The 11,732-nt window shown below is 64.5% G+C and carries 11 protein-coding genes and 1 pseudogene; 8 read left to right on the forward strand and 4 right to left on the reverse strand.

Going from position 1 to position 11,732, the window contains the following annotated elements; genetic code table 11:
- Positions 1–9: 9 nt before the first annotated feature.
- Both YU3_RS0108035 and YU3_RS0108040 read right to left on the reverse strand, forming a co-directional pair.
- Positions 10–561: a DNA-3-methyladenine glycosylase gene (locus tag YU3_RS0108035; protein ID WP_027165749.1), complete on the reverse strand. Its 552-nt coding sequence runs from the start codon at positions 559–561 to the stop codon at positions 10–12.
- Positions 562–674: 113 nt separating this feature from the next.
- A complete protein-coding gene (locus tag YU3_RS0108040) occupies positions 675–1,019 on the reverse strand; it encodes a VanZ family protein (protein ID WP_027165750.1) in 345 nt (114 codons plus the stop codon).
- A 190-nt stretch (positions 1,020–1,209) separates the two neighbouring features.
- Between YU3_RS0108040 and YU3_RS0108045 the strand changes: the two genes are divergently transcribed.
- The gene (locus YU3_RS0108045) at positions 1,210–1,617 is read left to right on the forward strand and encodes a DUF982 domain-containing protein (protein ID WP_051333880.1); all 408 of its coding nucleotides are present in this window, start codon (positions 1,210–1,212) and stop codon (positions 1,615–1,617) included.
- A gap of 81 nt (positions 1,618–1,698) precedes the next feature.
- Here YU3_RS0108045 and YU3_RS0108050 read toward each other — a convergent pair whose 3' ends face one another.
- Positions 1,699–2,847, reverse strand: coding sequence for an amidohydrolase (locus YU3_RS0108050; RefSeq protein WP_027165752.1), 1,149 nt, complete (start codon positions 2,845–2,847; stop codon positions 1,699–1,701).
- 198 nt (positions 2,848–3,045) lie between these two features.
- Between YU3_RS0108050 and YU3_RS0108055 the strand changes: the two genes are divergently transcribed.
- From YU3_RS0108055 to YU3_RS0108075, 5 genes are all read left to right on the forward strand, one after another.
- Positions 3,046–5,028 carry a GGDEF domain-containing phosphodiesterase gene (locus YU3_RS0108055; protein ID WP_027165753.1) on the forward strand — a complete coding sequence of 661 codons (1,983 nt, stop codon included), beginning with the start codon at positions 3,046–3,048 and terminating at the stop codon, positions 5,026–5,028.
- Between the two features lie 64 nt (positions 5,029–5,092).
- The gene (locus tag YU3_RS0108060) at positions 5,093–7,240 is read left to right on the forward strand and encodes an ABC transporter ATP-binding protein/permease (protein WP_156913417.1); all 2,148 of its coding nucleotides are present in this window, start codon (positions 5,093–5,095) and stop codon (positions 7,238–7,240) included.
- Positions 7,241–8,002: 762 nt separating this feature from the next.
- Entirely contained in the window at positions 8,003–8,767 is a 765-nt protein-coding gene (locus YU3_RS0108065) for a Stf0 family sulfotransferase (RefSeq protein WP_245273448.1), read from the forward strand.
- A gap of 540 nt (positions 8,768–9,307) precedes the next feature.
- A complete protein-coding gene (locus tag YU3_RS0108070) occupies positions 9,308–9,721 on the forward strand; it encodes a DOPA 4,5-dioxygenase family protein (RefSeq protein ID WP_027165756.1) in 414 nt (137 codons plus the stop codon).
- 49 nt (positions 9,722–9,770) lie between these two features.
- Positions 9,771–10,472 carry an SOS response-associated peptidase gene (locus YU3_RS0108075; protein ID WP_027165757.1) on the forward strand — a complete coding sequence of 234 codons (702 nt, stop codon included), beginning with the start codon at positions 9,771–9,773 and terminating at the stop codon, positions 10,470–10,472.
- Here the strand turns inward: YU3_RS0108075 and YU3_RS0108080 are convergent.
- Positions 10,469–10,792 (reverse strand): hypothetical protein, encoded by a 324-nt coding sequence (locus YU3_RS0108080; RefSeq protein ID WP_027165758.1) that lies wholly within the window; start codon positions 10,790–10,792, stop codon positions 10,469–10,471. The genes YU3_RS0108075 and YU3_RS0108080 overlap by 4 nt on opposite strands.
- A 102-nt stretch (positions 10,793–10,894) precedes the next feature.
- On the opposite strand from YU3_RS0108080, the gene YU3_RS0108085 reads away from it, so the two are divergent.
- Positions 10,895–11,083, forward strand: a complete 189-nt coding sequence (locus tag YU3_RS0108085; protein WP_027165759.1) for a hypothetical protein — start codon at positions 10,895–10,897, stop codon at positions 11,081–11,083.
- 117 nt (positions 11,084–11,200) lie between these two features.
- A pseudogene (locus YU3_RS36215) lies at positions 11,201–11,509 on the forward strand (DOPA 4,5-dioxygenase family protein); the annotation flags it as partial.
- Positions 11,510–11,732: the final 223 nt, after the last annotated feature.

Here is an 11,732-nt window from a genome sequence, read left to right on the forward strand (position 1 = left end):
CCGGGCCGCTCAGAACCTGCGGCTGAGATAGGCCGAACCGCCGAGGCCGAACCGCCACTCGAACTCCACCGCCTTGGCAAGGCCGATCCGGCGGCCGCTGACGATCGCGGCCGGATCGGTCCGCGACGGGGCAAACTCGAAGGGCGGCGCGCTCAGCGAAAGCCGATTGTGCGAGCCGTCGATGCCGAGCGCCTGGCAGAGCTTGCCGGGACCCGAGCAGAGCAGCCGCTCGTCATCGATTCCGCGCCGGCCGCGCATCTGGGCTATGCCGGATTGCGGCTGGATCGCGCGGACCAGCACCGCGCTGCCCGGCAGGCACACCGCATTGAGGCACCAATGCAGGCCGTAAGAGCGGTAGACGTAGGCGCTGCCGGGCGCGCCATACATCGGCGCGTTGCGTTCCGTGCGGCCGCGATAGGCGTGCGAGGCGGGGTCGTCGGGCCGGTAGGCCTCGGTCTCGACGATGATGCCGCCGACACCGCCGAGCGCAAGCGTTGCGCCAATCAGTTCGCGCGCCACCGCGACAGCGTCGCGGGCGAAGAAATCGGGCTCAGGCGGCATGGCGGCGGACGCTTGTCAGATAGGCCATGATCATCCTGTGGCATTGGTCGCCAGTTCGTTCAGCGTAAGGTGGGGCATCATCCGGCGTGGTTTGCCGCGATCGCTGTTGCCGGCTACTGGCGCGCGGGCCTTCTCGCCACGGCAAAGATAATTCGTCCTATCGCAATACCGATCAGGCCGGCCGCCGCTTTCAGGAGCGCATCCTGGAGACGGGCATGCCGGCCGGGATCGATCACCTGCAGCAGTTCCAACACGCCGGCCGCGGCGCAGACAAACAGCATCGTCTGCGTCAGGCGGGAGGGGAATCCCAAGGCCAGGGCAAGACCGAACAGGATATAGGCCAGCGCGCGTTCCATGTTCACCTCGCCCAGGTGCGGGCGCATGTCGATAGGCGAGAGCGTAGCGAAGGTGATGGCCGCAAGCAGGATGAGCGCAGCAATACGGGAGATCAAGGTCATTGCGAGCTCATACATTCGCCAAGCCGGCATAACAATATGGGCACTTGGCGTCGAACGGCCACGCGACGTGCTTTAGGCGTGGTGTCAGCGTGCAATCATCCCCGGTACCTCTCCCTTCGGTTGCATTCCAGCAGCCGAATGGCTGACTTGAAGAGTAGATTTGATGTGGAGCATCGTAAGAGGGCCAGCGATGGTCCTCGGCCCGACTGCCCGGCTTTCCATAGGGCCCTTCATGCAGTCGGGCCACCCGCTGGCTGGCGCTTGCCACAAGCGGGTCTGGCATCTTGAACACCATGGCGGGTTGGCGATGACAGTTGTTTCCTTTTCCCATCCGGTCAACGTGTTTGTCGGGCTTGGCTTCCCTTGTGAGATATCGTCCGTGATAGAAGCCTGTCAGGTCCTGGACGAATGGTCCGGCACCCGCACATCGACCTACACAGCCACAGCGGCTGCCTGTCACGCTGCCTTGGCCGGCATGGGCGATGTGGAATCGGCGCGAGCCGCATTCGAGGCTTTCGCCCGGGCACGAGGCATCCTTGCCCCGGATACGCCCGAACCGTCGGCTGCGGACAGCCAGATCGGTTCAGTGTTTCCGTGAATTGACGCCGGCCGCTATTTTCGGATCGGCAGGGCGGTCCACCGGGCCGAAAAGTGCGGCACACGCCCTTCCTTCAGGCGATCAACCCAGCAGATTGCGCGCCGCGCGCATGAAGATCCGCGAGCCGATCGGGATCAAATCGTCGGGAAAATCATAGTCGGGGTTGTGCAGGGAAGGGTGCTTTTCGCCGGCGCCGAGGAAGAACATCGCCGATCTGGCGCCGTGGCCGAAAATGCCGAAATCCTCCGAGGCGCGCATCGGCAGCGTCTCCTCGCTGCGCGAAACACCTTCCTCGTCCAGCGCGCGGTTGAGATGTTCGACCGCGTCCGGCGCGTTGACGCTGGCGACGAAGATCTCGTGATAGTCGAAGCGCACCGCAAGACCGTGTGCGGCGGCGATCTTTCCGGCCAGCGCTTCCGCGGCGGCGACCAGCTCCGCCATGCGCTCGTCGCGCCTTGTGCGCAGCGTCGCCCACACTTCCGCATAGCCCGGCGCGATGCCGAACACGGCTTCGCCCATCGCGCAATGGGTGACGGTCACCATGCCGAAATCCTCATCAGTGAAGGTACCGCGCCCGAGCGCGGGCAGCGCCGGCATCAGCTCGCTCAGCGCCGGCATTGGCGAGGTGCCGGTTTCGGGCATCGAGGAATGCGCGGTCTTGCCTTCGAGCACGATGCGCATGCCGCGCGAGGCGCAATTGACGGTGCCGGCCTTCAGCCGCACCTCGCCGAACGGCACGCCCGGCAGATTGTGCAGCGAGAAGGCGAAGTCCGGCGCGATCTCGCCAAAGCGCGGATCGGCGACGACGCCGGCCGCGCCATTGCCAGTCTCTTCGGCCGGCTGGAACATCAGCACGACACGGCCGCGCGCCGGCCTGTCGCGCCCGAACTGGCGGCCGAGCGCGGCCAGGATCGCGGTGTGCCCGTCGTGGCCGCACATATGCGATTTGCCCGGCACCTCAGAGGCATACTCGACGCCCGAAAGCTCCTCGATCGGCAGCGCGTCGAGCTCCGAGCGGAACAGCACCGTCGGCCCGGCCTGTCCGCTGTCGTAGACCGCCGCCACGCCGTGGCCGCCGAGCCCCGTCAGCACCGTGTCCGGCCCGGTGTCGGCGAGGAAAGCGACCACTTCCTTGGCGGTCTTCTCCTCCTCGTTGGAAATCTCCGGCTGCCGGTGCAGCTTGCGCCGCCATTGCGTCAGCTCGACGATGTCTCGATTGGTCAGGGTCATGGGTTGGAGCTCCGCTTGGCTTTCCCGCTCACACAAACACGATAGGGTTTTTCTCGCGCCGTGCCATGCGGATCAATTCCGATAGTCCATCTGCGGACACGCCGGTGTCCGGATGGCGCATGATTGAACATCGTTCAGGAGCGAGCCGAGTGAAATCCTTAACAGGATTTTCATCCCGCTCGCCTAACCACTAGGACCATGACAAGGCATGACGAGCGGCTGGTTGCAGGCCCCTCTTCGGAGGGTCTGAGCGAAGCCGTGGAAGCCGGCATCCTGCGCGATCAGCTCGCCGAGCTGAGCAAGTGCGTCTTCATCTCGATGCCTGTCGGCACGGTGCTGTCGGCCCTGATCCTGGCGGTGCAGCTCTTGTCGGGAGGCGGCCTTGCCGCGGTGACGTGGTTTATCGCGATCACCCTGATAAATGGCGCGCGCGTGGTGCTTGCCGTCGCCCGGTCGGGCGCGGCCGACGCCCGGCCGGAGGCGGCCGGCGCCCGGCTTTCCGTCTTTGGCCTGCTGGCGCTGGCGTCGGGCCTCGCCTGGTCTTTCCTGGCGCTGCTGAGCGACGGATACACCACGGCCCAGGCCCCGCTTTATCTGATCGTGCTGGCCGGCACGGCGGCCGGTGCGGTCACCTACGGCACCTCTTACGCGCCGGCTTCGATCAACTTCATCACGCTGCCGCTTCTCGTCGCCGCCGGCTGCGTGCTGGCCAAAGGCGGCGTCGAAAATTACGTGCTCGCCTTCACCATCCTGCTTTTCCTCGGCGGCATGATCAGAAGCGCGCTTCTGGGACAATCCCGCTTCCGCGAGACGAGCCGTCTCAAATACGAGGCGCGTGAGTTCGCCGCCGAGATGGAGCGCAACTCCAGGCGCGACCCGCTGACGAATTTGCTCAACCGGTATGGGCTGGAGCAGGCGATCGCCAGGCTCGGACTTTCCGACGGCCCGTTCGTGGCCATGCTGATCGACCTCGACGGCTTCAAATCCGTCAACGACACCTATGGCCACAACATCGGCGACGACCTCCTGGTCAAGGTGGCGCGCAGGATCGAGGACCACGCCCCGCAAGGCGCGACGATCGCGCGCATCGGCGGCGACGAGTTCGTGCTGCTTTTCCCGGCGGGTGAAACCCGGCAGCCGGCGGGCGGGTTGGCATCCGCCATCATCGCGGCCATCGCCAATCCGGACCCGGAGCTGAACTCGGTGCGCGTCGGCGCGTCGATCGGCATCTATCAGGCGGAAAAGCCGCGCTTGACGGAGATGCTGCTCAAGGCCGATTTCGCGCTCTATGCGGCCAAGCGCGGCGGCAGGAACGAATACTGCCTCTTCGACGCCGAACTCGACGCAGCGCTGGAGCGCAAGAACTGTATCGAGCGCGATCTGCGTGGGGCTATTGAAAACGGTGCTCTCTGCTCCTGGTTCCAGCCTTTGGTGCGGCTCGACACCGGCGCGGTCGTCGGCTTCGAGGCGCTGCTGCGCTGGCATCATGATGTCCACGGCGCCATCTCGCCGCCCGAGATCGTTACCGCCGCGCGCGAAACCGGTCTGCTTTCGCTTCTGACCGAGACGGTGTTCCGCAATTGCTGCGCCATGATCGCGGAGTTGGTGAGACATGGGCGTCGCGACGTCCGGGTCGCGATGAACCTTTCGCCGCGCGAACTCGAGGCCGGCAATGTCGACGACATCATCCTGGATGGGCTGAAGGCGAGGGATATGCCCGCCGCCATGCTCGAGATCGAGATCACCGAAGAGGCGCCGGTCGACCGCGCCAGGGTCGACGAAAAGGTCGGGCGTCTGGCCGATGCCGGCATATCGATCGTCCTGGACGATTTCGGCACCGGCTTCTCGACCCTGGTTTCGCTGAAGGACAGCCGCATCCGCAAGATCAAGATCGACAAGGATTTCGTCCGCGACCTGGCGAAATCGGTGGAGGACCAGGCGCTCGTCGAGGCGGTCATCGGCCTTGGCCGGACGCTGGGCATCGAGGTGATGGCCGAGGGCGTCGAGACCGACGCCGACCGCATGATCCTGCGTTCGCTGGGCTGCGTGATTGCGCAAGGTTATCTGTTTTCGGCGGCACTTCCGATGCGCGACGCGCTCGCCTTCGACGCGGCCGGCAAGTCCGCCGCCGAAGCCCATTTCGAGCCACGGCGCAACCCCCGGAGCGGCAACGCCGCCTGAACGGGCCGCCTGCGCCGGACAGCGCTTCCGTGAAACCTTTTGATTTTTGGGCCGTTGTCGCGCGATGCCCCCGGCCAAGCACAAACCGAAACCGGCCGACAGCGCCACGCAGCGCGGTGCCGGCAAGCCGCACCCGGCAAAGTCGCGCCACGAGACGCTGCGCCAGTCGAAACCGCATGGCGCCCCGAAGCCGCCCCAGAAGAGGGCGCAGGAGGACAAACCTCAAGAAGACAGGCTGAAAGAGGACAAGGCGCGGCAACGCAAGCCGCGGGCCGGCGAGAGCCCGCCCGAAGAAAAAGCGCCCGCCGACGCCGCGCCGGAGGCGATCGGCCATGCCGGTTCGCCGCCGCCGGAGGCAATCGAGCCCGGTCCGCGACTGACGCCCGAGGAGACCGAGCGGGCGCGCAAGAGATATCTTCTGCGCCGCTTCTGGATCAGCGGGCGCGGCTATTGGGGTTTTCGCGGCGACAGGCTTGCCTGGCCGCTGACGATCGGGCTGCTGGTGCTGATCTGCGTCAATGTCGGCTTCCAGTACGGCATCAACCGCTGGAACCGCGCGATCTTCGACGCCATCGAGCAGCGCGACGCCCACACCGTCTATGTCTTGAGCGCCATCTTCCTGCCGCTGGTCGCCGGCAGCATCAGCCTGGTCGTGGCCCAGGTCTACCTGCGCATGACCATGCAGCGCCGCTGGCGCTCCTGGCTGACCACGGCGGTCGTCCAGCGCTGGCTGGCCAGCGGCCGCTACTACCAGCTCAACCTCGTCAAGGGCGACCACGCCAACCCCGAGGCCCGGCTGACGGAGGATCTGCGCATCGCCACGGAATCGCCCGTCGATTTCATCGCCGGTGTCCTCAACGCCTTCCTGTCGGCCTCGACCTTCATCGTCGTGCTGTGGACCATCGGCGGCGCGCTAAGCATCACGCTCGGCGGCTCGGTCATCACCGTGCCCGGCTTCCTCGTCGTCACCGCGGTCATCTATGCGGCGATAACCTCGACCTCGATGTTCGCCATCGGCCGCCGCTTCGTCCAGCTTTCCGAGGACAAGAACCAGGCCGAGGCCGAGTTCCGCTACGTGCTGACGCGCGTGCGCGAAAACGGCGAGAGCATCGCGCTGCTCGGCGGCGAGGAGGAGGAGAATGCCGGCATCGACCGCACCTTCGCCGGCGTGCTCGGCCGCTGGGCGCGGCTCACCGGCCAGCACATGCGCACCGCGCTGGTCTCGCAAGTCTCCAGCCTGTTCGCGCCGGTCGTGCCAGTGCTGCTTTGCGCGCCGAAATTCCTCGACGGCTCGATGTCGCTGGGAGAGGTGATGCAGGCGGCATCGGCCTTCGCCATCGTGCAGGGCGCCTTCGGCTGGCTGGTCGACAATTATCCGCGCCTTGCCGACTGGAACGCGTCGGCCCACCGCATCGCCTCGCTGATGATGTCGCTGGACGGGCTGGAGCGCGCCGAGGAGAACGACAGGCTGGGCCGCATCCAGCGCGGCGAGACCGAAGACGGCGCCATGCTCAGCCTCAACAACCTTTCCGTGACGCTCGACGACGGCACCTCCGTGGTCAAGGAAACCGAGGTCGAGATCGAGCCCGGCGAGCGGGTGCTGGTGTCGGGCGAATCCGGCACCGGCAAGTCGACGTTGGTGCGCGCCATTGCCGGCCTGTGGCCCTGGGGCAGCGGCAGCGTCGATTTCCACCCGGGCAAGCGTCTGTTCATGCTGCCGCAGCGCCCCTACATCCCGTCCGGCACGCTGCGCCGCGCCACCGCCTATCCGGCCGCCGCCGACAATTGGAAGACGAAAGAGATCGACGCCGCCCTCGACAAGGTCGGCCTCGCCTACCTGAAGGACCGGCTGGAGGAAGAGGCGCCCTGGGACCAGACGCTGTCGGGCGGCGAAAAGCAGCGCCTCGCCTTCGCCCGCCTTTTGCTGCACGCGCCCGATATCGTCGTGCTCGACGAAGCCACCTCGGCGCTCGACGAGAAGAGCCAGGACAAGATGATGCAGACGGTGATCCAGGAACTGCCCAGGGTCACCATCATCAGCGTCGCCCACCGCGCCGAGTTGGAGGCGTTTCATACGCGCAAGATCACGCTGGAACGGCGCGAGGGCGGGGCGCGGCTGGTCAGCGACGTCGATCTGGTATCGCGCAAACGCAAGCGCGGCCTGCTCCAGCGCGCGCTGTGGGGGAGTGGGGCAAATGGCGGCAAAGGGTAGGCGCTCCGAAGCGGTGCGCAATCGCGGATGCCGGCACCGGCCCCCGCTCCGTCTCGGCGCGGCGCGCCGAGCCACCCACTTAGTCAGGGCAATCGCATATGAGTTCTTACGAAGAGGACCCCCACCCTTAATCCCTCCCCACAAGGGGGAGGGAGACTTGGTAGGCGCTGATCCCGCAAATCGCCTAAGTTCGACGCCAGAAAGGGTGGCATGCGGCAGCGTTCCCTCCCCCTTGTGGGGAGGGTTAGGGTGGGGGTCCTCTTCGTAAGAACTCATATGCGATTGCCCTGCATGTCATGGGGGCGAGGAAAGCCCAAGGGCGCGGCCTCGGAAAGCTTGGGTTCCTCGCCCCCACAAAGAGGGGGGTCCGAAGGACGGGCGAGACCCGTGGCTCGCCCCGGAATGGTGGCTCGGCGAAGCCGAGACGGAGCGGGGGCAGCGCTGCCATCCGCGATGTGGTGCTCGCTCCCGCGCCGATGATAACCTTGACGTCGCAACACGCCGCAGCCTCTAATCGCCACAGGCCGACAGGGAGGACGTGACCAGCCGGAAGGCGTGAGCCGCTTCGGCCGCGGCTTTGCCAATCCCGGACGCCTCGCTTCTATGACCGGCTTGTGGCAAGGAAGGAGCATATTAGACCTTGCGTGATTAACCGGCGGAAGCAGGGAGCGGCTTTCGTTGGGGCACGATGCGGCAAGGAAGCGCCGGGGCGTTAAGCCCGGGCATTTTCGCCGCTTTCGCGGAAGCAGGAAAAAGGGGGACATGTTGAAGGGGGTTGCGGTCCTGACCGAGGGAAGAAGCGGTTCGAGCTGGCTCGGAAGCCTGACCAATGCGACAGGCATCATGGGCCGTTCGGCGGAATGGCTCAAACCGTTGCATTTGGGCCCCGAACCGGGTGGCTACGACGCGATCGAGGAAACGGTGCTCCGCAAATCCTCGACCGAAAACGGCCGCTTCGCCGTCAAGCTGTTTCCACGCCATCTGGTCTGGTCGAAGGGCAAATGCGGCAAGGATTTCCTGCTCGAGATCCGCAAGAAGCACGATCTGGGTTTCATAACGCTCGAACGCCGCGATCGCCTTCGCCAGGCCATTTCCTTCTACCGCGCCAGCGCTTCGAACTCGTGGGCAAGCTGGTACAAGAACGCCGGGTCTCCCGTGCCCTACAGCTTTGCCGGCATCAGCCAGGCTTTCTTCCAGATCGAGCAGAGCTACGCGTTCTGGCGGGCCTATCTCAACCTTTCGGAGTTGCCCTCCCGCCATTTCGTCTACGAGGACCTGCTGGACGATCCGCAGCCCTACCTCGAAGCCGTTGCCGGATTGCTCGACGTTCCGGTTCCGGCAGCCGTGCCGGTCTCGCAATTCAAGATCCAGCGCGACGATCTCACCGAGGAGTGGGTGCAGCGCTTCCGGCAGGGAGCCGAGGAGAACGGCGCCATCGAGGCGATCGAGGAAGCGCCGGTGCCCCGCACCCTCGACAATTTCGCCCGCATCGCCCTGAAGCGGCCCTTGAGCAGACGGCGCTTCTAAGGCGCGCGGCGGCCTGGGTCCGTGGGAGCAGCCAAAAGACCGCCGCGGCGGTTAGCATTTCCTAGCCCCCACAAAGCGGGCAGGGCAATCGCACAGAGATCTTACGAAGAGGACCCCCACCCTTAATCCCTCCCCACAAGGGGGAGGGAGACTTTGTAGGCGCTGATCCCCGCAAATCGCCTAGGTTCGACGCCAGAAAGGGTGGCATGCGGCAGCGTTCCCTTAATCCCTCCCCACAAGGGGGAGGGAGACTTTGTAGGCGCTGATCCCCGCAAATCGCCCAGGTTTGACGCCAGAAAAGGTGGCATGCGGCAGCGTTCCCTCCCCCTTGTGGGGAGGGTTAGGGTGGGGGTCCTCTTCGTAAGAACTCTTATGCGATTGCCCTGACCAAGTGGGTGGCCCGGCGAAGCAGAGACGGAGCGGGCCCAGCGCTACCCTATGCGGATTTGGTCGGCCACCAAACGAGGATGGACGCCACTTGGCCGGGCAGCGCCATGCGGTATACGCTGGGGCGACAAGCCATCGAAGGGGAGCATCGCGGTGACTGAACCCACGCCAAGACCGCTTAGCGAGATCGCCAGCTATCACGCCCATATCTACTATAGCGGCCCGGCCGAGCGCCAACATGCCGAATGGCTGCGCCAGCGCATCGGCGAACGTTTCCGCGTGCGCCTGGGCAACTGGCGCGACGAGCCGGTCGGCCCGCACGAGCAGGCCATGTACCAGGTCTCCTTCGCGACCGAGCTTTTCGCCACGCTGGTTCCATGGCTGATGCTGAACCACGGCGGCCTGAGCATCCTCATCCACCCCAACACCACCAACCCCAAGCGCGACCATCTGATCGACCCGATCTGGATCGGGCGGGCGCTGCCGGTGAAGGGCGAGGTGCTTGGCGAGGAGGATGAGGCGGAAGAGGCGCTGGAGGTGAATACGGAGCCGACGCTGGGGGCGTAGGCCTCTTCGCCACTGGCGAGTATCGCTTCGTTGATGCACATTCGAAGGCATGTGCAATCTTTACAACATCACCACCAGCCAAGACGCCATCCGCGAATGGACCCGCGCTATGCGGGACATCATGGGCAACCTTGAGCCCTCGCTGGATGTCTATCCCAACACGCTTGGCCCTGTGGTGCGCAACGCCCTGGACGGCCAACGCGAGCTTGCCCGGCTGCTATGGGGAATGCCGTCACCGCCCGAGCGGGTGAAGGGCAAAGCGGACTATGGAACCACGAACGTTCGCAAGACTAACTACTTCCATTGGCAGCCGTATCTTGGAGTCGAACATCGTTGCGTGGTGCCGGTGACGAGCTTCGCGGAGCCCAGCCCGGTCGATGTGAAAGACCCCGAGACAGGCATCAAAAAGAACTACTGGTTTGCGTTGAACGAGGACCGCCCGTTGTTCTTTTTTGCCGGGCTCTGGACACGGTGGCACGGGATGCGGAAGGCGAAGGATGATCCGGCTGACCATGAGGTCTACGGATTTCTGACAACAGAGCCCAACGCTCTCATAGCGCCGATCCATGAGAAGGCTATGCCGGTGCTTCTGACCACCAAGGATGAGGTGGAGACCTGGCTCACGGCCCCATGGTCGGAAGCTCGCCACATGCAGCGGACAGCCCCGGACGATGCCTTGGTGATTGTCGAGAAGCCCGCCACACAGATCAAATTTCCGCAGCAACCCCCAGCGCAAGGATCGCTGTTCTAGTCGTCGCGCCAGACGGGGCTTTTGCGAACCTGTATCTCAACCAATCGACGCACGGTCATCCGCTCGCGCTCGGCGGCGACAGGCACGATGACATCGCATTCAATGTTGTCGTTTCGACCGCAGCGCTCGCATTTCATCGCGCGGCTGAGCCAGTTCACATCGACATCGCCAAAGAGCTTCATGAGGTCGCCGGGATCGTAATAGCGCCGGCCGTAGCGATCATGGCAATAGCCACAACCAACCCACACCAGCTGTCCGTGCTGGACGGCGGAGCTAAGAAACCAGATGGTCGTTCGGCGCTTGGGTGGTTGCTCGGGCATGGGTCACGAAATAGGAAGCCATTCCTCTGTAAGTCAATTCGACCTTGACAATTTTGTTCCGTTTTTGTTCACTGTCACCACGGACCATTAGGAGACGATGAAATGGACCACATTGTCAGGCTCAACAGTCGCCAGGAGGCCGCGCTTCAATCAACAGCCGACAAGTTCATTGCCCTTCACAAGGGAGACCCCGTGAAGGCGCTCAAGGAAATGATCGTGCTCAACGGGCATCTGCAACAGCGGCTTGATGCGCTGTCGGGAACTCGGCAGAAACCATCGCGGCTGGCTTGAAAAATGGTGGCGAGCGGCATCCGCATGCCGAAAGGGGGCTCGCCCATAGGTTAGAACGCCGGACAGACGGGCAATTCCGCTGACGGAGAGCCGCAGCGGCATCACGCCGGATGCCAGCGCATCGGCGAGCGCTTCCGCGTGCGCCTCGGCAACTGGCGCGACGAGCCGGTCGGCCCGCACGAGCAGGCCATGTACCAGGTCTCCTTCGCGACCGAAATTTTCGCCACGCTGGTTCCATGGCTGATGCTGAACCACGGGGGCTTGAGCATCCTCATCCACCCCAACACCACCAACCCCAAGCGCGACCACCTGGTCGACCCGATCTGGATAGGGCGGGCGCTGCCGGTGAGGGGCGAGGTGCTTGGCGAGGAGGACGAAGCGGAGGAGGCGCTGGAGGTGAACACAGAGCCGACGCTGGGGGGTTAGAAGGGCGCGTGAATTGTTGCTGTTGAGCTTAAGCCTGAAACAATTGTCTGCTTGGAGGTCGGCAACGGACGGGCAGCTTGCATAAAGAGATCGTGGAAAGCGGACATTTTAGTGAAGATCGGCGCCCAGAAATATCCGTTGAACAGCGACATTGAATATCGTCACCGTTGTTTATTGCCAGGACCTAGCGCCAAGCTCACGAGCTTCGTATCTGTAATAGCAT

Origin of the sequence: Mesorhizobium sp. WSM3224 (assembly GCF_000427725.1) — a bacterium.
Classification (GTDB): Bacteria; Pseudomonadota; Alphaproteobacteria; order Rhizobiales; family Rhizobiaceae; genus Mesorhizobium.

Bases quoted from the DNA above. Each gene is read 5' to 3' on its own strand.
- YU3_RS0108035 (WP_027165749.1), bottom strand. From the start codon at position 561: ATGCCGCCTGAGCCCGATTTCTTCGCCCGCGACGCTGTCGCGGTGGCG.
- YU3_RS0108040 (WP_027165750.1), bottom strand. From the start codon at position 1,019: ATGACCTTGATCTCCCGTATTGCTGCGCTCATCCTGCTTGCGGCCATC.
- YU3_RS0108045 (WP_051333880.1), top strand. From the start codon at position 1,210: ATGGTCCTCGGCCCGACTGCCCGGCTTTCCATAGGGCCCTTCATGCAG.
- YU3_RS0108050 (WP_027165752.1), bottom strand. From the start codon at position 2,847: ATGACCCTGACCAATCGAGACATCGTCGAGCTGACGCAATGGCGGCGC.
- YU3_RS0108055 (WP_027165753.1), top strand. From the start codon at position 3,046: ATGACAAGGCATGACGAGCGGCTGGTTGCAGGCCCCTCTTCGGAGGGT.
- YU3_RS0108060 (WP_156913417.1), top strand. From the start codon at position 5,093: ATGCCCCCGGCCAAGCACAAACCGAAACCGGCCGACAGCGCCACGCAG.
- YU3_RS0108065 (WP_245273448.1), top strand. From the start codon at position 8,003: ATGTTGAAGGGGGTTGCGGTCCTGACCGAGGGAAGAAGCGGTTCGAGC.
- YU3_RS0108075 (WP_027165757.1), top strand. From the start codon at position 9,771: ATGTGCAATCTTTACAACATCACCACCAGCCAAGACGCCATCCGCGAA.
- YU3_RS0108080 (WP_027165758.1), bottom strand. From the start codon at position 10,792: ATGCCCGAGCAACCACCCAAGCGCCGAACGACCATCTGGTTTCTTAGC.
- YU3_RS0108085 (WP_027165759.1), top strand. From the start codon at position 10,895: ATGGACCACATTGTCAGGCTCAACAGTCGCCAGGAGGCCGCGCTTCAA.